Annotated in this window: 18 protein-coding genes; 2 read left to right on the forward strand and 16 right to left on the reverse strand. The window is 37.9% G+C overall.

Going from position 1 to position 25,184, the window contains the following annotated elements; all coding sequences use genetic code 11:
* Positions 1-128 precede the first annotated feature (128 nt).
* Positions 129-1,100 carry an isopenicillin N synthase family dioxygenase gene (locus tag RIB54_RS05170; RefSeq protein ID WP_350099576.1) on the forward strand — a complete coding sequence of 324 codons (972 nt, stop codon included), beginning with the start codon at positions 129-131 and terminating at the stop codon, positions 1,098-1,100.
* 3 nt (positions 1,101-1,103) lie between these two features.
* Complete coding sequence (gene chrA, locus RIB54_RS05175) at positions 1,104-2,279, forward strand: chromate efflux transporter (RefSeq protein WP_502879606.1); 1,176 nt, start codon at positions 1,104-1,106, stop codon at positions 2,277-2,279.
* Here the strand turns inward: chrA and RIB54_RS05180 are convergent.
* The 16 genes from RIB54_RS05180 to RIB54_RS05255 form a co-directional block, all read right to left on the reverse strand.
* Complete coding sequence (locus RIB54_RS05180) at positions 2,271-2,945, reverse strand: energy transducer TonB (protein ID WP_350099577.1); 675 nt, start codon at positions 2,943-2,945, stop codon at positions 2,271-2,273. The two genes, chrA and RIB54_RS05180, sit on opposite strands and share 9 nt — an antisense overlap.
* A gap of 82 nt (positions 2,946-3,027) precedes the next feature.
* A complete protein-coding gene (locus tag RIB54_RS05185; protein ID WP_350065577.1) occupies positions 3,028-3,702 on the reverse strand; it encodes an energy transducer TonB in 675 nt (224 codons plus the stop codon).
* Between the two features lie 69 nt (positions 3,703-3,771).
* On the reverse strand, positions 3,772-4,086 hold the full coding sequence (locus tag RIB54_RS05190; RefSeq protein ID WP_350065647.1) for a VanZ family protein: 315 nt from the start codon (positions 4,084-4,086) through the stop codon (positions 3,772-3,774).
* A 50-nt stretch (positions 4,087-4,136) separates the two neighbouring features.
* The gene (gcvH, locus tag RIB54_RS05195; RefSeq protein ID WP_350065579.1) at positions 4,137-4,517 is read right to left on the reverse strand and encodes a glycine cleavage system protein GcvH; all 381 of its coding nucleotides are present in this window, start codon (positions 4,515-4,517) and stop codon (positions 4,137-4,139) included.
* A gap of 53 nt (positions 4,518-4,570) precedes the next feature.
* Positions 4,571-11,737 carry a T9SS outer membrane translocon Sov/SprA gene (sov, locus tag RIB54_RS05200; RefSeq protein ID WP_350099578.1) on the reverse strand — a complete coding sequence of 2,389 codons (7,167 nt, stop codon included), beginning with the start codon at positions 11,735-11,737 and terminating at the stop codon, positions 4,571-4,573.
* Between the two features lie 78 nt (positions 11,738-11,815).
* Positions 11,816-12,409, reverse strand: coding sequence for a Holliday junction branch migration protein RuvA (gene ruvA / locus RIB54_RS05205; protein WP_350065583.1), 594 nt, complete (start codon positions 12,407-12,409; stop codon positions 11,816-11,818).
* A complete protein-coding gene (locus RIB54_RS05210) occupies positions 12,406-14,685 on the reverse strand; it encodes an NADP-dependent malic enzyme (RefSeq protein WP_350065585.1) in 2,280 nt (759 codons plus the stop codon). The genes ruvA and RIB54_RS05210 overlap by 4 nt, the downstream gene beginning before the upstream one ends.
* A gap of 63 nt (positions 14,686-14,748) precedes the next feature.
* Positions 14,749-15,834 carry a DUF4837 family protein gene (locus tag RIB54_RS05215; protein WP_350065587.1) on the reverse strand — a complete coding sequence of 362 codons (1,086 nt, stop codon included), beginning with the start codon at positions 15,832-15,834 and terminating at the stop codon, positions 14,749-14,751.
* 94 nt (positions 15,835-15,928) lie between these two features.
* Positions 15,929-17,287 (reverse strand): lytic transglycosylase domain-containing protein, encoded by a 1,359-nt coding sequence (locus tag RIB54_RS05220; RefSeq protein ID WP_350099579.1) that lies wholly within the window; start codon positions 17,285-17,287, stop codon positions 15,929-15,931.
* Between the two features lie 3 nt (positions 17,288-17,290).
* Entirely contained in the window at positions 17,291-18,718 is a 1,428-nt protein-coding gene (gatA, locus tag RIB54_RS05225) for an Asp-tRNA(Asn)/Glu-tRNA(Gln) amidotransferase subunit GatA (RefSeq protein WP_350099580.1), read from the reverse strand.
* Positions 18,719-18,721: 3 nt separating this feature from the next.
* Positions 18,722-18,928, reverse strand: coding sequence for a Sec-independent protein translocase subunit TatA/TatB (locus tag RIB54_RS05230; protein WP_350065593.1), 207 nt, complete (start codon positions 18,926-18,928; stop codon positions 18,722-18,724).
* 97 nt (positions 18,929-19,025) lie between these two features.
* The gene (locus tag RIB54_RS05235; RefSeq protein WP_350099581.1) at positions 19,026-20,216 is read right to left on the reverse strand and encodes a murein hydrolase activator EnvC family protein; all 1,191 of its coding nucleotides are present in this window, start codon (positions 20,214-20,216) and stop codon (positions 19,026-19,028) included.
* Complete coding sequence (gene lolB1, locus RIB54_RS05240; RefSeq protein ID WP_350099583.1) at positions 20,203-20,961, reverse strand: lipoprotein insertase outer membrane protein LolB1; 759 nt, start codon at positions 20,959-20,961, stop codon at positions 20,203-20,205. Before lolB1 ends, RIB54_RS05235 begins: the two co-directional genes overlap by 14 nt.
* The gene (locus RIB54_RS05245) at positions 20,954-22,663 is read right to left on the reverse strand and encodes a tetratricopeptide repeat protein (protein WP_350099584.1); all 1,710 of its coding nucleotides are present in this window, start codon (positions 22,661-22,663) and stop codon (positions 20,954-20,956) included. Before RIB54_RS05245 ends, lolB1 begins: the two co-directional genes overlap by 8 nt.
* Before the next feature lie 9 nt (positions 22,664-22,672).
* Entirely contained in the window at positions 22,673-23,674 is a 1,002-nt protein-coding gene (locus tag RIB54_RS05250; protein ID WP_350099585.1) for a sugar phosphate nucleotidyltransferase, read from the reverse strand.
* Positions 23,675-23,713: 39 nt separating this feature from the next.
* Positions 23,714-25,183, reverse strand: coding sequence for an oligosaccharide flippase family protein (locus RIB54_RS05255; RefSeq protein ID WP_350099586.1), 1,470 nt, complete (start codon positions 25,181-25,183; stop codon positions 23,714-23,716).
* Position 25,184 lies beyond the last annotated feature (1 nt).

A 25,184-nucleotide genomic window follows, 5' to 3' on the forward strand; every position in this document is an offset into this window, starting at 1 on the left:
AAATTTATGAGAGCCCTATTCAGAAATACTGAATAGGGCTTTTTTATTGCTTTGTATTTTAACTGATCACAAAGACTGTAAATTGTATAAGAATTTTATTAGTTTGCATTACACATAATAATGGCATAATGAGTGAGAAACTATTTGATGAAGTACCTTCATTGGATCTGGCAGATTTCTTATCTAATGATGAAGGAAGGAAGAATGAATTCGTTCAGAAGCTTGGAGAGGCATATAATAACATCGGTTTTGTGGCCATTAAGAATCATTTTTTGACGGATGAATTATCAACTAAGTTGTACAATGTTATAAAAAGATTTTTTCAGCTAGAGGATGCTAAAAAATCTAAATATGAAATTGAGGGACTGTCAGGACAGCGAGGCTATATAGGTAAGGGAAAGGAGCACGCAAAAGGCAGAAAAACTGGTGATTTAAAAGAATTCTATCATATTGGACAAGAGGTGACAGATGGAGATCCAATTAAAAGTGAATACCCCGATAATATATTTCCGGATGAACTTCCCGAGATGAAGGAAATAGGTCTTGAAGTTTATCATCGACTTGAGAAGACCGGTATTTATATGCTAAGGGCAATAGCGCTTTATTTAGGATTAGATGAAAGTTATTTTGACGCTAAAGTTAAAAATGGTAATAGTATTTTAAGACCAATACATTACTTCCCGATAGAAAAGCCGGAGGAGGTGCCGGCAGATGCGGTGAGAGCCGCTGAGCATGGAGATATTAACCTGATTACACTCTTAATGGGTGCAAGCGCAGATGGGCTGCAGGTGTTAAGAAGAGATGGCAAATGGATACCAATTACAGCGCTACCTGAACAGTTGGTAGTTAATGTTGGGGATATGCTGGAAAGACATACTAATGGCAAGCTGAAGTCCACCATTCACCGGGTGGTTAATCCACCACGGGAGTTAATGGGTAATTCAAGGTATTCAATACCCTTTTTTATGCATCCCAGGTCTGACATGGACTTGACTTGCCTAGATGAATGTATAGATTCTGAGCATCCAAAAGCCTTTGATGATATAACCGCTGGAGAATTTTTAAATCAGAGGTTGGCAGAAATAGGATTAAAGAAATAAGCCTTGTTCAAGCGAGTTCGATATTACATTTTCCTTCGCGATGTAATGGTGCTTGCTGTGACGGCTTTTGGAGGGCCTCAGGCGCATATCGCTATGTTTCTTGATCTTCTTGTCAAGAAGAGGGGATATCTCTCAGAAGAGGACTTAATAGAGCTTAACGCACTATGTCAGGTTTTGCCTGGCCCCACTTCAACACAAACCATTACAGCCATTGGATTTAGATTAGGTGGCCCCAACCTGGCCTACCTTACTCTTTTGATTTGGATGATACCTGCAGTCACTATCATGACTATTGCGGCAATCACTATATCCAATCTACAGGAACAGGATATTTCTATTGAATTTACCAAGTTTATCCAGCCTATGGCGGTTGGTTTTGTGGCTTATGCTGCAATGAAAATAAGCTTGAAGGTGGTAAAGTCTGTAACGGCAGTGATACTGATGATACTTTCAATGTTAGCCGCCTTGTTTTACCCTTCTCCTTATTTGTTTCCAGTCATATTGGTGGTGGCTGGTCTTATAAGTTCTGGTAAGTATAAGGCACAACCAATTGAGGAGAAGGACGAAATAAAGATTGAATGGGCCAATTTTATCTTGTGGGCTGGTGTATTTGTACTGGCCGCGGTTCTCGGTGGGGTCACAAAGTATTTGCCATTGCGTCTTTTTGAAAACTTTTATAGAAATGGAAGTTTAATATTTGGAGGCGGTCAGGTTTTAATACCATTTCTATATACAGAGTTTGTGGAGTTTAAGGGTTATTTAAGCTCAGAGGAATTCTTATCGGGTTATGCGTTGATGCAGTCACTTCCTGGGCCGGTGTTCTCCTTCTGTGCCTATGTTGGATCTCTGTCAATGAGAAGTTTTGGGCTTGGGGGAGAGATTATTGGAGCCCTGGCAGGTGCCTTGGGAATTTTCTTGCCAGGAGTTTTCTTAATCTTCTTTGTAATCAGGTTTTGGGACGGCTTGAAAAAATATAGGCGTGTCAAGGCATCATTAGAAGGAATAAATGCTGCCAGCTCAGGAATGGTAATTTCTGCTGCAGTGCTTATGTTTTTGCCTTTAGAGCCTAATTATATTAATTTTGGTATTACTATAGGCACCTTCCTGATTTTAACATTTACCAAATTACCATCTCCAATTCTTATTATTATAGGGTTGCTCGCAGGTATTTTAATTTAACTTAAATACTATTTGAATCATTGCTCTTTGTTTGACAGGCTTACCTCTTTGCTTTGGAGGAGACCATTTGGGAGCACCTTGTAATATTCTCTCGGCCTCTTCGTCACAACCTGCACCAATACCTCTAACTGTTTTTACCTCAGTGAGTGCACCGGTTTCATCTACTACAAACTGTACAAACACCCTACCTTCAATGTTCATTCTCCTGGCCTGTGCAGGGTATCTAAGTTTCTTTGCTACATATTCATAAAATTTGGCATAACCACCTATAGGGGCAGCAGGATCTTCTACAATTTGAAATACCTGATCGGCAACCTCTTCTTCTGGAGCTTCTTCCAGAATAATATCTTCAATTACGGTCTCTTCTGTAATCTCTATATCCAGATCTACTTCAATTTCCTCTTCTATCTCCTCCTCATCAGGAACTTCTATAATTTCAGGCTGCTGAATCTTTGGTGGTGGGGGAGGTGGTATTTCGGTTGGCGGTATTTCTAATAGCTCTTCAAAATCATCATTAAGACTTTGAAGGTCTACCATTGACGTTTGGTCATATGATCTCCACTCAAATGAGATAGTAACAATTGACAGACTAAGGAATAAGCCAATGTTGAAAAATAGAGATCGGTATCTGAAAATGTTAGCTTCTTTATTCTTTTTATCATTCATAACTAATTATTTAATTATAAAACTAAAAAATTAGTTATACACTTCAAAATAAAAGGCTTGAAAGTCTCAAGCCTTTTATTTCTTAGCCTAACTTAAATGTAATAGGCAAGATAATTCTTTGCTTTACAGGCTTACCTCTTTGCTTTGGAGGTGACCATTTAGGAGCAGACTGTAGAACTCTTACTGCTTCTTCATCACATCCGGCACCTATACCTTTAACGGCTTGTACTTCAGTTAATGATCCATCTTTGTCTACAACAAACTGCACATATACTTTGCCTTCAATACCCATTCTTCTTGCCTGAGCTGGGTATTTAAGCCTTTTACCAACATACTCATAGAAAGCCTGATATCCTCCTGGAGGCATTGCTGCATCTTCTACTATTGTAAATACTTCATCAGCTACCTCTTCTTCAGGAGCTTCTTCTACAATTATATCTTCAATTACGGTTTCTTCTGTTATTTCAACATCAAGATCCACTTCAATCTCCTCTTCTATTTCCTCTTCATCGGGAACCTCTATAATTTCTGGTTGCTGAATTTTTGGTGGTGGGGGAGGTGGTATTTCAGTTGGTGGTATTTCTAATAGCTCCTCGAAGTCATCAGAAATTTGACCCAAGTCAGCTAAAGGGCCATCTTCATAATTTCTTTTTTCGAAGGCAAAAACCACGATACACATAGTAACGAACAAGCCAATATTGAAAAATAAGCCTTTCTTATTATTCAAATCAGCCTTCTCTGTTTTTTTAGCTTCCATCTTATTGTTAATCTTAAATGATAAATTAAATCACTGTAGTTTTCAAATATACAAAACTTAGTTAAAAAGTTATTGCCACTTTTTCTTAATACTTACATAAAACAAAGAAATTCCTAAAATAGATCCTGAGCAATTGGCAACGAGATCATAAAACTCCATGCCTCGTTCTGGAATTATTGACTGCGACAACTCAATGCTCGCCCCGTATACCATTGTAATTACAATGCCTAATAAAATATTGAATCTCAATTTGTCAGGTTTATTTTTATTCAGCCCTGATACAAAAAGATATGATAGTACTAGAAATATTACAACATGGCCAAGCTTATCATAACTAAATAACTTACTACTAGGTAGTGACGAACTTGGAGTTAAAGTGAGCACTAAAATTAATAGTGCCCATAAAATTGCCCCAATAAAATATTTATTCAATTTCAACCTGTCGTTACAGATTTGTAGTCATCAGCACTAAGCAGACCTTCTAATTCTGATGGGTCACTGATTTTAATCTTTATCATCCAGCCTTTTTCGTAAGGGTCTTCATTTACGGTTTCAGGAGTAGCTTCTAAATCTGAATTAACTTCTTCGATGGTTCCGCTTATAGGCATGAAAAGGTCTGAAACTGTTTTTACTGCTTCTACTGTTCCGAAAACATCACCGGAGCTTAGTTCTTCGCCTTCAGTTTCTATTTCAACATATACTATGTCGCCAAGTTCTCCTTGTGCAAAATCAGTAATGCCAACGAAAGCGTAATCTCCTTCGATTCGAACCCATTCGTGGTCGCTAGTGTATTTAAGTGATGCGGGTATATTCATATTAATATTTTTTTAGATTCAAAAATACATTCTTTTTCTAATTGCCGAAATAATTATTGTGCTAAACTGAAGCGTACTTGGAAACCTAACCTTGTAGTAGCTCTGGGAAAAGAGGTAGAGATTTTAGGGTCAGTAATATTACGCTCGAAATAGAATTGAAGGTTCAACTTCTCATTTAATACGTAGCTTATATTTGGTCTTATCTGGATGTTCAGATTACCTTCAGTAAGGGTGTTGATTTCTTCAATTCTTCTCTGTACTGTCTTAGTGTCTCTAATTGTAAAATTAAATCTGAAAGTAAGGTCATTTTTCAAAGTTACCACGCGGCCTTGAGACTTCCATGGCATTTTCATGCCAGCTTTGGTAAAGCCCATTTCAAATACAATATCATTACTCTTCTGCTCTGTAACCTGGGCATTCGTGATGTTTAAAGCCACGTCCCGTTTGGTTCTGTATTCAACTTTAGCAGAAAGCCTTTTTTTGGTTCTAACATTAATTCCAATTAAAGGACCAAATTGCTCTGATACCATGACCTGGCTAATGATGTAAACTGGAATCAGCTCACCGTCTATGATACTGGCAAAGTTATCCTCATTATATTTTTCAATACTATTTTCTAGGCCTATGCCACTGTTATATTCCAAAGAGTTGGAATAGTTAACCACACTAAAATTAGACTGGTAAGAATGGTTTAGAGTGACACTTTGGAAGACTTCCTGAATGGCAGGAATCTTACTCAAACCTGTATAATCAATACGCCAATTAGGAATTGGGTTCTTTGGAAAAGGACTTAAGCTGACATCGTTAGCACCCTTTCCTGAATAAGCGGCAATAAAGGCAGGTATCAGCACGTCCTGAGAGTTCAATCCGTAATAAGTACTATCTAAACCCTGGTTGAATCTATTTGAAATTGTTGACCTGTTTCTTTCAAACTCTTCAAATACAGTTGAATTATTTTGATCGTCATCTTTTTTAAAGGCCGTTTTTATGGTCATAAAAGAGATAGAGTAACTACCCGATCTGTTTGGGCTTAAAGTCACATAATTGTCAACTGGCCCAATTTCGGGATCGTCAGGGTTATACCTAAATATTTCCTCGTATGAGGCACTCTTAAGTTTTTTTGCATTGAGCTGAATGTTTAAATCTGGTGTTAAGCTAACATCAGCCTTTAATGTATAGTCCTCAGTTTTGGATTGAGTAAATGGAGCCGTTAGATTTGGATTTTTTGTAATAAAGCCTTCATTGTTCTGATAACCTTTAATAAGTTGCTCTTTAATTTTCGGATTTTGAGAACCTAATAAGAACGGAATACCTGGTTGTGAGAAACTACTATCAAGCCCAAATAAATAGGCTCTTTTATTAAACCCAGGCAGAATTGTACCTTCACGTAATGAATACGTACCATTAATAGATCTTACAGACATCAGGAGTCTTAAAAATCCGTTTATTCCCTTATTCCCTTTAGGAGGTGCTTCTTGTTTTTGGCCAGCAGTAGGTTTTAATGTACTTCGTCTGGAACTGGATGCTGGAGAATTGATATTTTTGAGAAAGGTAACTTTGTTATAAAGTTTGACCAGATCGAGTTTACCTGTAACAGAATTATCTCGACTGTTCTGAATGATATTACCATAGTCAAGACTATCGCGCTGTTCTTTATCACTGTAGAAAGGCCCGGCCCTCCATGAGTATGATGCCTGATACCTGTATTCAGTACTAATCCAGTCTGTTAATGGAATTTTATCTAAAGGCAGTTTGTAATTTGCACTCACTGATTGATCAAAGTTTTTGAGACGTCCAAAACTTTCAAGGCTGGTTTTAATGGAGTCGTTATACTGCTTTTGTGTGACATAATCACCGTCTTCATTAAAACCTCCATTTGGAGAGGTGTTGGGTTCATCAATTATGGCATTGGCCCTTGCATTGTAATCCAAGGTAAGGCTTTTAGTCAAATTCCATTTTAGGTTGTATGTCCTGTCAAAAGTGAAATATTTTTGAAAATTCTCATTGTCTTGTACTCCACTGCTGTTTCTATACACAGTTTGGATTAACTCTCTTCTCAAATCAGCCCTAAGTCCAATACTTGTAGGCACTAAATTGAAGTTGAAATCTTTAAAGACTTTTAAATATTTCTTGTCAAGGAAACCGATGTTTTTGAAAGGTTCTATGGGTTCTACGGTTGGGCTGTAATTATAGGCAACGGACGCATCATAGTTGCGTTTAGAATAGTTTTGAAGGTTGAAATTAGTACGCATTACCTCGCTGTAGGCATAAGTAAATGCCAAATTCTCAACGTCCCAGATATGTTTTTTGGCTTCTGGGTTAACTTTGACTTTTCTTACATTGGTAAAATTTATACTTCGCCTCGTGGTTTCATCAATCACTGTTTTTCGATACTCTTCTCTCTCACCTTCATCCTGATAGGAGAGTAATGCAGCTTCAAGTTTAAGATCAGGGTTGGCAGGGTCAAAGCGGGGTGTAATTGTAGTCTTCTCATAACTAACATACATAGGCACTTTTAACCCTAGTTTTTCAGGTATCAGCTTATCTACATTAATATTTGCTGAAATGTCATAAGAGTTGGTTTCTTCCCTTGTTCTTTCGGCAATTCTGGATTGAATACCGCCAAACCCAAATGAGGTATGACGTGCTGTAGAAGTTACATTGGCAAAATCAGCCAGTTTAATATTTAAAGTGGCATTGGCGGCCCAGCCCTTGGTTCGATCAAAATCTGATACCCTCAATTCATTTGCCCAAATACAAACCGAATGTGACCTGCCATCGGGAGTAGCCGGGTTTCTAACGCCAATGGCTAACCATTTAGCAGAACTTAAGTCAGGGTTACCACGCATTCTAATTTGATTGTTGCCAATTTTTCGCGGGCCTTCCAGTGGATAGACTGCTCTTTTGGAAATATTGAGTCTGTCTCTTTCAGCTTTTAAGGCATAAAGCTGATCAATGTCCATGTCAATCTCATTTTCCAGAGGCCATATCTCTCTAGGATCAATGGTGCCTTTTGGAGAAATTTTAAGGGGCACTTCAATTTCGTAATAGTTGGAGTCAACATCATCACCTAACCTCAAAAATGCTGTAATCTCATCATCACTGGATTCACTGTCCGCATGTAAGAACATTTTAATTCTGCCATAATTGATTAAATCTAACTGAACTTGCTTGATCACAGCTCTCGCATCTCCATCTTCTAAGTCTTCAGCGCAAACTTGCAATGACTGTTCGTTTTGCCTTATATTGACAGTAGTTGTATTGTCTTGATCTCTATCGAAACCTGGGGGCAGCCGATATGGCGATTGGGTGTCAGTACCTCCACTATTTTCTTCAATATTAACCACAGACACTGTGAAGTTATCAATGTTATCAGTGTCGGTATCTTTAGATAGGTTCGCTTCTTCCAATGTATTAAGATATCTTCTCCATCTGCTGGCAACGAACCTAAAGTTTACCATCCGTAGTACAACTGGTTCGGAGAAGTTGGTAAGATAAGTTCTTAAATACCTGATAGATTTAAAGCCATTAATATTACCAAAACTCTGATCAAATTGGCGAATTGGAATTCTGTAGAGATACCACGTAACATCTTCACCAGAATCATCTGATGTTATTTGATCTACAATGTATTCGTTAAGTTCTACACCACCACCGGCAGCAGGACGTATAGGGACTCTATATTCATAATACTCTTCAAGTTCACTGAGTGTATTATCAGCATTTAAATCTTCATTATCAGCAATTGTTGTTGAAGAGGCTGTGCTGGTGCCTGTTACAATTGGTGAGTTATTCTCCATGCCATTAAAGTTCTTGTATCGCTCTAATATTGTAGCATCACGCGCATCAAGATCGCTGCCAAGAAAATAGGAGAAGTTGTCCGCTGAAGGGTCTTGCTCAACTATAATTCGCGCACTACCGTTCACAGAGTTAACAAAGTCATTAAAGATGTCCAATTCCTGACTATTTGTAGCTCCATCTAATCCAACATCCTGATTAGGTCTTGATGAGCTGTTATTATCAAATGCATTGGTAAGAAATGGCTGAGTGGTTACATAACCCCAACTGGCATCAAGCTCAGCAGCAGATAAAACATCTCCATCTGGTGCTAAACCGCTTTCAAAGGCATGCTTACCATCAGGTAATACATCTTCAGAGATACTTCCTAGGTTGAAATAAAGGTCACCACCAGTTGTATTTGATCTGGGGTTATCCCGTCCATCATCTACAATTCCTCTTGCTGTTTGGATAAACGGATCCATCAACCAGAACTCAATGTACTCTACATTAGCCCTGTCAAAATCCACTTCAGAACGGATGGCATTGGTTATGCCTCCCCAATTACGCCTAGGGTCTCCAGCCAAATTTCCATTGGCATCCAGATTAGTGTTGTAATTGTACATGCCTCGCTCATTAGGGTAAAAGGCAAGATCAAATACCTGTTGGAAATTAATTATGTTCAAATCTCTTTCAGAAAAAATTTCCTGCTGATTGACTTGTCTTACATAGTGGTTTGCCACTTCCTCGTCAGAAATACCGTCTGGTTTCCTGCTTCCATCTCTATAAAAAAGATTGTCAACTTGATACCATGCCAACTTGGCTCTAAAATCATTTTCTGCTCTTGGCCCACTTCCAAAAAATCGCCTATCCTTGGTTTGTGGATATGCTGCCAGCTTCCAGGCAAATGGATTGCTCAAGGAAAATGGGGTTGCTGTGTTTTCAAAATCATCAATATAAGAAGTGCCTTCACCATCAACTATGTTGGATGTTCCTGGTATCAGCTGGGCAAATTCGGCATTAAATGTTATTGCAGAAGGCTCTTTGGTTGAGATTAAGGGAAGCTTGTCAAGCATTTTGGTAAGAAACCTTGACTCTTTTCTAAAGTTGACATCAAACCCGTACTTAGTATTTCTTATGGGTTCATTTCCTACACTATTTCTGGATATTAGTGGACGTTCATTTAGGTGAAGGAGCGTGGCTCCCAAATTGATGTCATCATTTATTTTATAGTCTAATCTTGTGCCTAATAGAGTTCTAGACTGAAAGTTGAAAAGGTCAGCTTTCTCATATGAAATGGAAATGGTCTTACCAGAGAGCAAAACACCTTCATTGATGATACTTACTTTTCCAAAAGTATAATCTACCTGATAATCAACGCCTTCAATTAAAGCAGAGCCACCTGCAAACACCCGAACAGAACCCTCTGCAATATTAAAGCCTGGGATTATAATCTCATTAGATGAGCCAGACTGAAGAGAACCGGAAATGACATACTTGTTTTTTTGTGAAACCAATTCCGCATCATTCTTTGTCCTATTATAAAGTTCTTCGAAAACAAATTTCTCTTTTAGTGCAGATTCATTGGGTAGAAATACATCGTCTAATGCTGTGTTAAAAGGCTCTAAATATGGAAATATGATCAGCCCGTTTTCAGGTTGGATTGTGATGCCTTCTACAAAGTCAAAATTTCCGTTGGGTTGAGGGTCATTGTTTTGATTTAATCTATCAAGCCCTAATATTTCAATAAGGGGTCTTGTACTGGCTATTGATCCGGCCTGTAATTGCGGATTATCTACACCAGTTAGATCATCCCTGTAAATAATTCTAAGCTCGAACCCATCTGACTCAACATTTGTGGCATTAACGGCATAAATGTTCTTCATCATCAGTTCCCAAGTCAGTATTCTATTACCCTGGGGGTCATCAATATTGATTTTTCTTGGGCGAAGTAATTTCATAAAGATCACGTCATCTTCAGAGACTGTGTTGTAATCCTCGGAAAGCTCACCTACTTTGTAATTTTTACCTTGGTAAGTATATTCGAATGATACTGCTAGAGCCTCATCATTTTGTAGTTTTCTGAATAATGAGATATACCCCATTTTTTTATTAATGGTAAACTCATTTGGATCTAGCTTTCTAGCCGTAGTTACTTTTTCAAAATCCAACCCATTTTCCAACCCTATTCCTTCTAATGCTGCATTTATGAGATCAGCGTCTCTGGAAATGTTTCCTAAATAATCAAATAGGTTGTTCCCATTATTTTTGGCAGGATTATTAGCTGTTGGGTTAAGAGGACTTATGACATTGTCTCTATAAATATTCTTTTCAATGGATTCACCCATGTCCATGAAACCAACTACATTTCTTGTAGTTCGGGTATCATTGTTTCTGTTTACTACATACACTTCAACACGAGTAATGTTTACTCCAGAATTTATGTTTGGAATAGTTGAAAGCCATTTCTCATAATTTTCCTTAAAGAAATGGGAAAGGAAAAAGTGCCTGTTTTCATCATAGTTTGATGCTTGAAGCTCAAATTTTCGCCCTTGGGCGCCACCACCGCCATCTATGGTAAGCGTTTCAGTCTTACCACGCTGTGTTGATGCTACTGAAGTGACATACAAGTCTCCAAATTGGAGTTGAGCTTTTACCCCAAAAAGGTTCTGGGCACCAGAGATTAAACTGTTATTCAAAGGCAAGCTTACATTACCAATCTCCAGCTTTTGGAGCATGTCTTCTTCATAACCCGTATATTCAACTTTCAGGTTATTCTCAAAATCGAAGGAATTGTTATTGTCAAAGTTGGCAGTAACCTGAAGTTTTTCTCCAATCTTACCAACCACATTCATACTTATCTGCTGATCAAACTCAAACCCTCCATTTCGCTGCTGTCTAATGGGTATACTTGGGTTATTTACTCTCTGCCAGCGCCCGCCAAAGTCCAGCGTAACAAAACCCCTTGGGATAATTTCCACATAAGTACCTCCAAAAATCCGATCGAAGATGGGGCTCACATAAATAGGGGGTATAAGGTTTCTTCCACTAACAGCGCTTTCCCCATCAAGTCCTGATGACCTGTTTTTCCAATAGTCTTTAAGTTGCTGCCGTTCCTGATATTGCTTAAACTCTTCAAAGGACATTGAAGAAGTAGGGCGGTAGTTGAGGTCACCAATTTTCTCATAAATGGTGTAGTTCATCCCGGTATCAATTTCAACATCGAGTTTAAGTGAAGCGGGATCATCGAGTAATAGTGGAGATGGACTTTCCTGACTGCTAAAAGGATCACCAAACCTGTCTTTAGGTTTGAAGGTTGGCTGTCTGGATGGTTTGTAAGGCTCGTTTTTAGTACTGTCCTTTTTTACCGAGTCAGCAGCTACAGGTTTTTGTTCTTGAAAAAATGACTTCCTCTTATTTTCGGAATTAGCAGATTCAGCCATGCCGAAGCATAGACCAAATGCGCAAATTACGGCATAAAATGACTTGTCAATTTTCCAAAAAACCAAAACTTAAAAATCTCAGGCGTTTTTCAATGTGAGCTTAATTAATTCCTCCAAAGTAATCGTATTTCCCGAATTTTTAAGGATGCCATCGATACTTTTTTCGGCAGCGCTTTTGTTTATTCCAAGCGTTGTTAACGCTGATAACGCTTCGCTGCGCAATGTATTGTGTGAGCTTGAGCTAATCTTATCTGCCTCAGTATATAGTCCTTCTTTACGAATTTTGTCTTTTAACTCAAGAATAATTCTTTGGGCTGTTTTGGCACCAACTCCTTTAACTCCCTGAATGGTTTTTACATCTTCAGAAGCTATGGCCTGCTTCAACTCTTCTGCTGACAAAGAAGACTGAATCATTAAGGCAGTACTTGGCCCAACACCTGAAATTGAAAGCAGGTTTAAAAACATTTTCTTTTCAGATTCATGGCTAAAACCAAACAGTGTATGCCCATCTTCTTTGATATGGAGATAGGTGTGAATGAGTATGTTTTCCTGACTTTTTATTTCTGAGAACGTACTCAAGGATATATTTACATGATAACCTACACCATTAACATCAATAATGACATGAGTCGGTTCTTTTATTACTAATTTTCCTTTAAGGTAAGATATCATTTGTTGGCTTTTTGGTCATAGAATTGAGCATCAACAACAGTAATGGCAGCCATATTTACAATTTCCCTTACAGAACTACCTAACTGCAATACATGAACGGGCCTTTTCATTCCTAATAAAATTGGGCCTATTGTTTGTGCTCCACCTATTTCCATTAATAGTTTATAAGCAATATTTCCCGATTCCAGATTAGGGAATATTAAAGTATTGGCACCTTTTTCAGCCAGGTCACTGAATGGATAGTTCTCCTGTTGAATTTTCGTGTCTAAGGCCACATTAGCCTGAATGTCACCGTCTATATTTAACTCAGGAAATTTTGCCTTGGCTAACCTAACGGCAGCTTGAGTTTTTGTAGGAATTGCTCCTTTACTTGACCCGAAGTTTGAATAGGAGAGTACCGCTATTCGAGGTTCTACGTCAAAGAATTTTACACCACGGGCTGTCAAACCAATTATATCAACTAATTCTTCAGGCGTAGGGTCTACGTTTACTGTTGTGTCTGCAAAAAAGAAAGTCCCTTTTTTAGTAAGCATGATATACATACCCGCCACTTTCTTTACTTCAGGCTCCATTCCAATCACCTGTAAGGCCGGCAAAATTGTTTTAGGATAGTCTTTGGTCAAACCAGAAACCAATCCATCAGCTTCATCATGTTCTACAAGCATACAGCCAAACATATTACGCTCACGCATAAGTTTATTGGCGTCATAAAGTGTAACTCCTTTTCTTTTTCTCTTTTCATAATAGAAGTTGGCAAATTTTTCAACCCTTTCATCTTCTTCGTAGGTATCGAATATTTGACAATCAGCCAAATCGAGATTATTTTCTTCTATAAGCTTTTGGATTACCGATCGCTTACCCAATAAAATAGGAAATCCAATGCCCTCGTCTGCCACTATTTGTGCAGCTTTTAAAATTCGCAGGTCGTGTGCTTCTGCAAAAACGACACGCTTTGGGTTTTTCTTAGCACGGCTGATGATCCGCGAAATCAATTTTTGATCTATACCAATGCGCTTTTCTAAATCCAATTTATACTCTTCCCAATTGGTGATTTGCACTTTTGCCACTCCTGAATCCATAGCAGCTTTTGCTACAGCAGGGGAGATAGTGGTTATCAATCTTGGGTCTAATGGTTTAGGAATTAGGTATTCTGGGCCGAACTGGATTTTATTATCACCATAAGCCTTATTTACCAAATCGGGCACAGTTTCTTTTGTCAAGGCAGCCAAAGCAAGTACGGCCGCCAATTTCATTTCTTCGTTAATGGCTGTTGCCCTTACATCTAAGGCACCTCTAAATATGTATGGAAAACCAAGTACGTTGTTCACCTGATTAGGATGGTCTGAACGACCAGTTGCCAAAATAATGTCTTCTCGTACTTTTTTCGCTAAATCATAAGCTATTTCAGGATTGGGATTGGCCAAGGCAAATACAATTGGATTTTCTGCCATGGATAATATATTTTCTGGCGTTAAAATATCTGCAACCGAGAGGCCTAAGAAAAAATCTGATCCTTTTATAGCATCTTCGAGTGTGTCAATATCTTTTGATGTTATAAATTCAGCCTTTGATTCATCGATATTATCACGTTTTTTATTGATAACACCTTTACTATCGCACATGATAATATTTTCTTTTCGAGCGCCTAATGCCAGGTAAATTTTTGTGCAAGCAATAGCAGCTGCACCAGCACCATTGACGACAATTGAGATGTCTTCAATCTTTTTATTGACTAATTCAAGTGCATTGATAAGTGCGGCAGCAGAAATAATTGCAGTACCATGCTGATCGTCATGCATGATAGGAATATTCATCTGCTCTTTGAGCGTTCTTTCAATCTTGAAACTCTCAGGTGCTTTTATATCCTCTAAATTTATCCCTCCAAAGGTGGGTTCAAGCGACTTTACAATTTGAATAAATTTATCAGGGTCTTCTTCATCAATTTCGATATCGAATACATCAATACCTGCAAATTTCTTAAAAAGGACTCCTTTTCCTTCCATGACAGGTTTTGAAGCTTCGGGGCCTATATTTCCCAGACCTAAAACGGCAGTACCATTTGAAATAACACCTACGAGATTACCCTTGGCTGTGTATTTATAAACATCCTCTTTGTTCTCAGCTATTTCTTTACACGGCTCAGCTACACCGGGGGAGTAGGCTAATGCTAAATCCATTTGGGATTCCATAGGTTTGGTAGGCACAACTTCTATTTTGCCTGGCTGCCCTTGTGTGTGATAATTTAGAGCGTCTTCTTTTCTGATTTTTATGCTCATGAGGTTGTAATATCAAATTTTGACTTAATTGGTTAAGGAAGTAAAAATACGAAATAATAGAACCTATTTCGCAGTGGTGAATTCAGATGATACTTTAAATGTATTAAGTATGACTTCCAGTTCCCGCATAAACTCGCGTTGCTTTTTGCCCGGGCTGTAAATAAAGCCTTCAATATAGTACAACCTGTTTAAATCTTCATCTACAACGGTGTATCCTATAAATGGGCCTCCCATAGAAAGATTGTTCGTTTTCCAAAGACCCCTGGTCTCCACACCAAACTTATTGTTGAAGCTTACTTCTTTGCTTACTACAGGAATGTAAGGAACTGAAGTTTCGGTCTTAATATAAGAATTCTCATTGGAAGGGTCTTCAAATAACTGGTTCTGGGCAACAGAATCCCTGAATTTGATAATATTTTCTTGAGTAAAGGCAGATTCGCTAGTATAGTCCTTATAGGTTATAAATATATCTTTATCGCTTTCGTCATTTATTTGTCTAAACCAAATGAAACCCGGCTCGCTTATGACCATTTTGTAGCCAAAGGGAATTCTCATCGAGCATTGGTGTTCGTTTTTCAAAACATCTGTAAACCCCGTCATTTCATTGGCCTTATATAATCCGCTATAAAGCCGCTTGTTTTCAACCTGATTAAAATGTGCTTGCAGTTGCCCTTTTGACTTGGTGATATTATTGTAAAGCGTGGCTTCATCCTTTCCAAACAGGTACATGACACTTTGACCACGGGCAAATTCATCAGCAGCCGTATAAACAAATAAGTTGTCGTTGGATCTTATCCTGTCTATTGAGCCTTTGGTGAAGTAACTTTTTAAGGTTTTTGAGCTTGGTGTATTACTGTCCAATGTCATTACAAAAATCAAGTTGCGCACAGATTTTAGAACATCATTCATTTTGCGCGGATCAACTTGATTCAGCTTGAACATGTATTCCTGACGGGGCAATGTATTAATTTCAGCCTGAAATGCTGACCTCACCGCATCACCCAGTTGACCTTGCCATTGGGTAGAGTCCATTACAACTATCATTTCTGCAGAATTACCACTAGCCTTGGGTAGTAAGGCAGTTTCTTTTTTGCCATCACAGCCAAAAGCAAACAATAAAATTAATATCAATAGGTGCTTAAAATTCATAGATAATGCCGTTTTATGATCATAATTATTTTGATCGCCAAAGTCACAAAGAAATGAAGGTTTTTAGATAAAGACTAATAGAAAGGGAAATCTGTTAAGATCCTATAATCAGAGTCTGACCTGCTTTAATATTATTAGACTCTAGTTCGTTCAAAGACTTAAGTTTTTCTATGCTAAGCCCTTCAAATTTTCTTGAAATATCCCACAAGGTGTCACCCGGCTGAACAATGTAAGTTTTGCTTCCATCAGGTAACTGTTTAAAAACTGGCTGAATGTTTTTGGCAACCAAACCTGGTTTCTGCCAGACGGTAAGGTTTTGGCCAACCCTAATAGTAGTTCCGTAGATTTTGTTCCAGGTTTTAAGGTCGCTTACCCTTACTTGATAGCGTTCAGCAATTTTACCAAGGACATCACCACTTTTAACTTTATAAATTACCTTCTCCCGACCATAGGTGCTACCTTCCATATTTCTGGCTAAGTAATCTATTTCCCTTTTACCTACTTTACTCGCTGAATCTAAAATATTGACCCTACTTAGTGCTAATGCTTCTTTAGAGTCTAACGGCACTTTTATGGCATACCCCTTAGTGTTTTCAGGAACAACGCCTCTTTTTAATCCTGGATTAAGCTTTTTTAAATCATCCTCGCAAAGATTTAATTGTGAGGCCAGAGTCTCTAAGTGTACATAATGATCTACATATACGGTATCCAGCTCTTGCGAGTATTCTAGTTCACTTTCTATAAAATTGTGCTCATGAGCATAATTCATTGTGTAAATCATGGCAGTAAACTGGGGAAGGTATGATCTTGTTTCTCTGTATAAGTGGGGATAAATCTCCCAAAATGTCTTTTTATACCCTGATCTTCTTATTGCTTTTCTAATATTACCCGGGCCAGTGTTATAAGCGGCTATTGCCAATTCCCAATCGCCAAACATGTTATATAGTTGCTTTAGGTATCTGCACGCAGCTTCAGTAGATTTCTCAGGATCCATGCGATCATCAATATACCAGTCATTTTCCAAACCAAAATATTTGCCTGTTGCAGACATGAACTGCCATAAACCAACCGCTTTTGCACTTGAAACTGCTGCAGGGTTAAGGCCAGACTCAATTATGGATAAGTATTTTAACTCATCAGGAAGGCCATATTTAGCAAGATATTTCTCAAACAAAGGAAAATATGCATTTTTCCTTTTCAGGATCATCTTTGTGTACTCTCGGTCCTTAACCGTAAAGTAATTGACAAAGGCATGAACCCTTGTATTATAAATTAACGGAATGTCTTTTTCGAGGCAGCTCAGCCGATCTTGAATAAGATCAAAATCAGCTTCTGCGGGCACATACTCCGTATTGTTATTTACTTCAGCTAACGCATCGTCTTGAGACCATGCGTTAATCACAGGTAATGTGCCAAGCAAAAAAGTAAGCAGTATCGTGATTCTACCAACCATAAATTAGTTCAACTTCAGTAAATATTCTGAGAAAGCCAAAAGTTTCTCCTCCTCAAAGTCATCTGCAATAACCTGAATACCAATGGGTAAGTTCCCTTTTCCTTTTCCTGCGGGTATCGAAATTGCCGGTAAGCCAGAGACTGATGCCTGTACAGTGTACAAATCGGCCAGGTACATTGATAAAGGATCAGTGCTGTGTTCCCCGAATTTAAAAGCAGTTGTAGGAGTAGTTGGGGTAATTATAAAATCATATTTATTTAAAATCTCTTTACTGGCATCTCTGATCAGTCTTCTAACTTTTTGCGCTTTATTGTAGTAGGCATCGTAATAGCTTGCACTCAATACAAACGTACCAAGCATTATCCTTCTTTTCACTTCTTCTCCAAATCCTTCAGATCTGGATTTCTTATACATGCTTTCAAGTGAGTGAGCGTTTGGTGATCTGTAGCCATATTTAACGCCATCAAATCTTGACAGGTTCGAACTTGCTTCAGCTGTCGTGAGTATGTAATACGTTGGCAGAATGTAATCCAATAAAGGAAAATCTACGGCTTCAACTATATGACCATTCTCCTTAAGCTCAGCTATTTGGTGTTCGATACTATCTTTTATTTCCTGATCAAGTCCTTCAGAAGTTAAAGTCTCTTTAATATAAGCGACTTTAAATTTTTTATCGTTGAGACTTAAGTTCTTTGAGTATTCAGGTACCGGTAAATGTGAGACTGTGCTATCAAATTCATCGCCCCCAGAGATCACTTCCAGAACCAAGGCCACGTCTTCAGTCCCTTTCCCGAAAATGCCTATACAATCGAAAGAAGAGCCATAAGCAATAAGACCGTGTCTGGAAATTCGTGAATAAGTTGGTTTTAATCCAATAATGCCACAAAATGCTGCTGGCTGTCTCACTGAGCCACCTGTGTCAGAGCCTAAAGAAATGAGGCACATATCAGCCTGAACAGCAACTGCCGATCCACCAGAAGAACCGCCTGGAACACGCTCATTGTCAATGTCATTTAAAACATTGCCAAATGACGAGTTTTCATTAGAAGAGCCCATGGCAAATTCATCGCAGTTATTGCGACCAATTATAATGGCATCCTCATCGATTAATTTTTGAACTGCAGTGCCGTTGAATTGAGATTGGAAATCCTTAAGAATCTGGCTTCCCGCTTGAAGTCCGTGATCTTTATGACACAGCACATCTTTAAGGGTAATAACCATTCCGGCCAGCTTACCAGCAGTTCCGTTGGCTATTTTAGCATCTACTTCTTTGGCGGCTTGCTTTGCCTCATCTGCATATACCTCTACCAATGCATTCAGATGTTGTTTCTTCTGAATGTTAGTTAAATAATCTTCAACAAGTTGGGTGCAAGTTAAGGTGCCGTTTTTTAAACCTTGTTTGATAAGATTTAAAGAAGTGTAAGTCTTCAAAGTTTACGCTTTGTTTTCTCCTTCTATTTTGCTGGAATCCTCGATGTCTTTTTTAATCTCCTTAGTAGCATCTTTAAATTCCCTGATGCCTCTTCCCAGACCTCTGGCCAATTCAGGAATTTTTTTGGCGCCAAAAAATATTAAAACAACCAAGATGATTATGATCCATTCCCAACCCCCGGGCATGCCGATTGCAAGTATGCTTTCCATGTTATTCTTATTAAAAAATGAAATGTAAAGATAGTTATTAATTACCAACGTAAAAAAGCTGGATTTGATAAACGGAGATTAATATTTTTTTATTCAACTAGTTTTTGGCCAGCCACAACATAGGATCGAGTGCAGCGGCACTTTTATGGATTGCAAATTTCAATTCAGAAACACCATCCTTATTCGTTAGAATAGTGCCAATTTCCTGACCAATTGTTACTTGATCACCCGTTTTGATAAAAACATCGCGAAGGCCTGCATAAACTGTGAAATAATCACCATGACTAATAATCACCGTGTTGCCAACAAGATCAACAAACGCAACCTTGCTCACAATGCCGCTAAAGATTGATTTTACTTTTTCATTTTGCTTTGTTTGAATGTTTATATTCGTGTTGTTCATAACAATACCTCTTAAAACAGGATGGTTTTGCTTACCAAATTTTTGAGACACAAAGCCCTGAACGGGCCACGGTAATTTGGTTTTGTTGTCAGCGAATTCACTGGCCAATTTTGTGCTGGCTTCTATAGTAGACTTCTCAGCGATTCTTGCTTTTTCTATTTCGGCTTTGATAATGTCATTTATAAGCTTATCCAGTTTTGCCACCGCATTCTTCCGATCTTCAAGATCTCTTTTCAATTTGTTTTCCTGTTTTTGAAGATTCGTAACAAGGCTACTCTGCGATTTTTTAAGTTCCGCTAAACTTTTATTTTCCTGAACATTTTCTGCTAGCAAAATATTTTTTTCTGACACTTTACTTTGAATGACAGTGGTCTGGTCAGCCAGCACTTCTTGTACTTTAGTAATTTGTTCTGCTTGTTTTTTTCGAGCCGCACTATATTGTTCCAGGTATTTATAGCGCATCACCAGTTGATTGAAAGATTTAGCTGAAAAAAGAAAGGTTAATTTGTTTTGCCCTTTGCTTGCCTTAGATGCTGCATATATCATAGCAGCGTACTCCTTTTTTAACTGGTCAAGGTCCTTGGAAAGTGATTCGATAATAGCGTTGTTCTCGTCAATCTCATCATTCAACAAATACATTTCACCTCTAATTGAGTTGATAAGGTCTTCCTGGGTTTTTATACGTTGATTTAAAGCACTTAGCTGTCCTAATGTGTTCTGCTTCTTACCTTTGGTCTCAGAAAGAATTTTCTCTGCCTGGGCAATTTTTTCAAGGTTTTCCTGCTTCTCTTTTTGAAGCTGGGTTTTAGATTTTTGAGCAAAAGAGAGCTGACATGATAAAATCAGTATAAAGAATAAAAATCCTAGTTTCCTATTTACGCTCATATTTCTTAGGAATGCTAAAAGGGAACTTCAGCTCTTTAGTTTCTATTTCAGCCTTGTTATACTCAAACTCTATTACCGTATTGAGTGTGCCGGCATTTGCTTTGTAAAATAGTGAAATTATCGCAGAATAAGGAAATGCCTGATCTTCCACCATTTGATAGTCATAATATCTTATAACAGCAGTGTTTTTAGAATCAGGTTCCAGCATTTCCACACGCTCAATCTTCATTGTCTTAGGGCTAACGAAGTTCTGGATCAATACATTGCCTGATCTTTGTTTCAGAATAAAGAAATCGTCATTTTGCTCGACCTCATCGTTTCGATCTTTTGCCTTAATTAAGTTACCAAGGGCTACTGATTGTATTGCTTCAAAATTGATGTCGAAATTGAATCTCTTGCTCAAAGAGTCGTAGTTAAAGACATAATATTCCTTTTTTACAAGATTAATAATTGTGATGGAGTCTTTATCAATTAAACAACGGGCACCTTGTATGCCAATGGCTGAAAATGAAATCCAGATAACACTGTCCTTTCTTATTCTGATATTAGCCTTTGCTTTAATATCGTGCTCGTCATCTTTATAGTTGATTTTGGCTTTGCCAGAAAAGTACTCGAAATTAGTCTCTCGTACCTCCAACTTGTTTCTATCTAAAAAATTCCAGCTAATACCAGAAAATTTTTGACCACAAGATGATAGTATTATTAGTAAGGCTACTAGCCAAAGAGCCGTTCGGATCTTACTCATATAGTTTTCTGTCTGCTATTTTTTTGTCTATGAGCTCGGAGTTGGGATCCATCCCTTTAGCCACCTGCCATTGCTTTACAGCCTCATCGACATTGCCAAGTTTAAAAAGTATATCACCATAATGCTCATAATGAACGGCCTCTACATCACCAATGGAAATGGCTTTCTCCATCACTTTTTTGGCTTCTTTATATTTGCCTTTTGAGAATAGTACCCACGCATAGGTGTCTAAAAAGGTGACATCATTAGGGTTGTTATCAACCACTTTCTTTGACATTTTTTCTGCCTTATCAAGATTTTCTTTTCTTAATGCCAAATAGTAGCTATAGTTATTAAGAATCCCGTAATTGTTAGGGTCAAAGTCAAGTGCTGCTTCAAACGCTTCATCAGATTTTTCATACATTTCCTGGCCATTGTAGGCATCACCCAACATAGAATTAAAAGCACCTATAAGGTTAAGGTTTGCTGAAGCCAATTTTTTACCTTGTTCCAATGCATAGCTGGCTTCTTCATAGTTGTTTTCCTGAAGGTTAGCCGCTCCATTAAAGTAGTACAAAATCGCTTGGTTAGGAAACAACTCAAGTGCAATATTTGAAAAGTCAATGACACTGTCAATTTGGTTTAATTGAAAGTGTAATTGAATTATATTTTGCCACACTCCAAAATTAGAAGGGTCAATTTTAATGGCCGCCTTATAATTTTGTATTGATTGTTCGGGTTTATTGGCTTGCTGCAGTAGGTCACCATAAATGATATGAGCATCGGCTACTTCAGGATGCACATCCACTAATATTTCTGCTAAAGGTGTGGCGAACTGTAGTAATTGCTCTGCAGTTAGTTCTGATCTATACTCCGCTAGTAGCTGCACTTTGTTGTCAGGGTTATAATCAGGGTTTTTGAAAATTACTTTTAAATCTTCCAACGCTCCTGGGTAGTCATTATTTCTGCGCTTAAGCTCAGCCAATACCATTCGGGACTGATATCCTTCCGGGTTCTCGGTTAAATACTCGTTCAAATACTTTTTGGCCTCTGCATCCCTCTTATTATGAATAAGAATCTCAGCTTGCTTTAGTACAAAACTCTCTTCTCCAGGAAAAGTGGATATTAACTTGTCGCCTTCAGCAAGAGCCTTGTCGGCCTGATTTAACTGGAGATAGATCTTCTGTTTTTGAAAGGAAATTTCTTCCGAAACACCATAAGAATCTTCAATTCTGCTATAGGTGCTCAGCGCATCATCATATCGTTGTTGATAGAGATAGAGAGCAGCAAGTTCAAAAAGGTATATTTCTGTTTTCTCGATTTTACCAACAAGATCTTCATACACCTTTGCGGCTTCAGGGAAATTGCCCATTTGGGTGTAAATATCTGCTAATAGCACGTAGAAGTATTTGTTCTTTTCATCAAGATCAACGGCCTTTTTAGCGTTTGTCAATGCTTTTTCCAGCTCACTACTTTGCGAATAAATCTGACCAATCTTAAAATAAACGGTTGCGTTATCCGGGCTGATATCTAAAGATTTTTGGAATAAAACCAAGGCCTTGGCATAGTCCTCAAGGATATAATACTTTTCACCCTCAGTGAAGTAAAATTCAGCCTCCCTCAAGCTTTTATCAGAAGGCTTCTTTTTTTGTGCTAACACAAATCCATTCCCTGCCAGTAAGAGCAGAACAAATAATAGGATATGGATTTTTCTAATGACCATGCAAACAGGTTAAATTATTGAGTTGAAGTCTCCAACGCTCATGTCGTCAGAAGAGCCTTCCAAGGTAACGAAATTGCCAATCATTGAGTTTTTTAAATTGGTATTATTTAACTCACTATTGGTCTGAATGATAGAATTTTGGATAATAGAACTCTTGATTGTTGTATTGTCACCAATAGACACATGCGGCCCTATAACACAATTTTCAAGCACTACATTTTGGCCTGCGTAAACTGGAGGTATAATCACAGAGTTTTTGTTAACTACAGTTGAGTGTACCAGATTTTCACCTTTAATAAATTCAAGGTATCTCTTATTGGTATATACCGTAGCATTTTTGTTGCCACAATCAAGCCACTCGGAAACCTGTCCGGGTTCAAAATTAGTCCCTTTGTTTTTCATATTCTCAAGGGCATTGGTTAATTGATATTCACCTTTGTCCTTGATATCGTTATCTAGTAAATACTGTAATTCTGATTTAAGAAATGCTCCGTTTTTGAAATAATAGATACCAATTATGGCTAGATCGGATATAAACTCCTCAGGTTTTTCAACGAAATCGGTGATTACATTATCTTCTATTTTTATAACGCCAAACGCTGAAGGGTCATCAACTTGCTGCACCCAAATAATTCCGTCTTTAGATGCATCAAGTTTAAAGTCAGCTTTAAACAAAGTGTCAGCAAATGCTACTACAACATTACCTTCCAGCAATGACTGAGCACATAAAATGGCGTGAGCCGTTCCCAAAGCTTCATCTTGATAAAATATTCTTCCCTGTCCACCTACTTCTTCAGCGATTTTTAAAAGTGTAGCTTCTACTTCTTTACCGAAATTACGGCCTATTATAAAGCCTATTTCACCTATGGAAGAATCACACACTTTAACAATGTCTTCTACTAAACGGTGTACTATTGGTTTTCCTGCAATGGGTATGAGGGGTTTAGGAGTAGTTAATGTATGTGGGCGCATTCTTTTGCCCATGCCTGCCATAGGTATAATTATATTCATAGCTTTTATTTTAAACTCAAGCTTCAAAATTAAGAAAAATTAGAAGGTTTTGGTTGCCAAATTCTTTTTTTCAAACCAAATAAGAAAGATTAAAATGATTGCTGAAAAGGCTATTCTAATAATGGAGTCTAAAACGAAATTTGAGATGTGCCATGTAAAGAAGAAATATACTATGGTTAAAGAGATTGCTAAATAGGGGATTAGTTTCTCGAATTTATAAGGTACTGGAAAGTATTTTTGACCATAAAAGTAGCAGGCCAATGACATAATGGCGTAGCATATAACTATGCTAATAGCACAGCCTGTTAAACCAATAACAGGAATTAAAAGAACATTGGTAACAACCATTATTACTACCCCAAGAATGCTAAAATAGGTGCCAAACATGGTTTTATCTGTGAGTTTAAACCAGATGCTCAAGTTTAAATACACTCCATAAAGCAGCTTCCCAAACAACAGTAGTGGAACTAAATAAAGAGCAACACGATATTCTGGGCTTCTTAAAAAAACAAAGGCTATCAAATCTACATTGATGCTAACCAGTACAAATAACAGAAGGGCAGATATGACAAAATAGTGCATGACCTTGGCGAATAGCTCTGGAGCATTTTTATCCTCTGCTTTCGAAAAGAAAAATGGTTCACCGGCATACCTAAATGCCTGGATAGCCAGCATCATGAAGATTCCAAGCTTTAATAGTTGCCCGTATACACCCACAGCTTCGGTGCTGTTCATATCATTATAAAAGGAATCGGGAAGAAGGTATTCCAGCAAAATCTTATCTAATTGTTCGTTAAGCATACCGGCCAACCCCATTAAAAAGATTGGGAATGCATAAAAAAGTATTGGCTTAAACTCATCCCAATTAAACCTTAATCGTATCAGTTTGATTTCACTGAATAAGATTAAAATTAGTGATGCATTGGCAATGAGGTTAGAAAGAAAAATAAAACCTATGCCAATATTCCATTGCTCAATATCTGGAGCCATTGATTGTTGAATTGTTGGTAACAATAACAACAGGACAACCTGCAAGATTATATTTAACAGAATGTTAATGATCTTAGCCGTAGCAAATTTGCGGGCTTTATTCTCATGTCTCAGTTTGGCAAAAGGAATGGCAAGGAAAGAATCAATCCAAAGTATGATGGCAAGCCAGCGAATATATAAACCGGTATCAGGGTAGTTGATCAGCTGGGCTAGTGTATTGGAAAATGAAAAAATAAACACTGAAAACAAGGTGCTTATCACAATCACCGCTGAAGATGTAAGCTGAAAGGCGTTTAAGGGGTTCTTTTTAACGAATCTGAAATAGGCTGTTTCCATACCGAAAGTATAGATAATCATAAAGATAGCCGTGTATGCATAAAGGTTAGTTACAATACCTAATTCACCTCGTGCAAAAACGACCGTATGGAGAGGAACCAGTGCATAGTTGATAAGCCTGCCTAAAATACTACTAACACCATATATGGCTGTCTGGCCTGCGAGACTTTTTAGCTGACTCATT

This window comes from Fulvivirga sp. (assembly GCF_040218215.1).
In the GTDB taxonomy this organism is placed as follows: domain Bacteria; phylum Bacteroidota; class Bacteroidia; order Cytophagales; family Cyclobacteriaceae; genus Fulvivirga.

What these genes read in the sequence shown, in the direction of transcription:
- RIB54_RS05235 (WP_350099581.1), bottom strand. Translation starts at nt 20,216, where the DNA reads ATGAGCGTAAATAGGAAACTAGGATTTTTATTCTTTATACTGATTTTA.
- RIB54_RS05215 (WP_350065587.1), bottom strand. Translation starts at nt 15,834, where the DNA reads ATGAATTTTAAGCACCTATTGATATTAATTTTATTGTTTGCTTTTGGC.
- RIB54_RS05220 (WP_350099579.1), bottom strand. Translation starts at nt 17,287, where the DNA reads ATGGTTGGTAGAATCACGATACTGCTTACTTTTTTGCTTGGCACATTA.
- RIB54_RS05250 (WP_350099585.1), bottom strand. Translation starts at nt 23,674, where the DNA reads ATGAATATAATTATACCTATGGCAGGCATGGGCAAAAGAATGCGCCCA.
- RIB54_RS05245 (WP_350099584.1), bottom strand. Translation starts at nt 22,663, where the DNA reads ATGGTCATTAGAAAAATCCATATCCTATTATTTGTTCTGCTCTTACTG.
- sov (WP_350099578.1), bottom strand. Translation starts at nt 11,737, where the DNA reads ATGGCTGAATCTGCTAATTCCGAAAATAAGAGGAAGTCATTTTTTCAA.
- RIB54_RS05255 (WP_350099586.1), bottom strand. Translation starts at nt 25,183, where the DNA reads ATGAGTCAGCTAAAAAGTCTCGCAGGCCAGACAGCCATATATGGTGTT.
- RIB54_RS05170 (WP_350099576.1), top strand. Translation starts at nt 129, where the DNA reads ATGAGTGAGAAACTATTTGATGAAGTACCTTCATTGGATCTGGCAGAT.
- ruvA (WP_350065583.1), bottom strand. Translation starts at nt 12,409, where the DNA reads ATGATATCTTACCTTAAAGGAAAATTAGTAATAAAAGAACCGACTCAT.
- gcvH (WP_350065579.1), bottom strand. Translation starts at nt 4,517, where the DNA reads ATGAATATACCCGCATCACTTAAATACACTAGCGACCACGAATGGGTT.
- RIB54_RS05180 (WP_350099577.1), bottom strand. Translation starts at nt 2,945, where the DNA reads ATGAATGATAAAAAGAATAAAGAAGCTAACATTTTCAGATACCGATCT.
- RIB54_RS05210 (WP_350065585.1), bottom strand. Translation starts at nt 14,685, where the DNA reads ATGAGCATAAAAATCAGAAAAGAAGACGCTCTAAATTATCACACACAA.
- RIB54_RS05230 (WP_350065593.1), bottom strand. Translation starts at nt 18,928, where the DNA reads ATGGAAAGCATACTTGCAATCGGCATGCCCGGGGGTTGGGAATGGATC.
- lolB1 (WP_350099583.1), bottom strand. Translation starts at nt 20,961, where the DNA reads ATGAGTAAGATCCGAACGGCTCTTTGGCTAGTAGCCTTACTAATAATA.
- RIB54_RS05185 (WP_350065577.1), bottom strand. Translation starts at nt 3,702, where the DNA reads ATGGAAGCTAAAAAAACAGAGAAGGCTGATTTGAATAATAAGAAAGGC.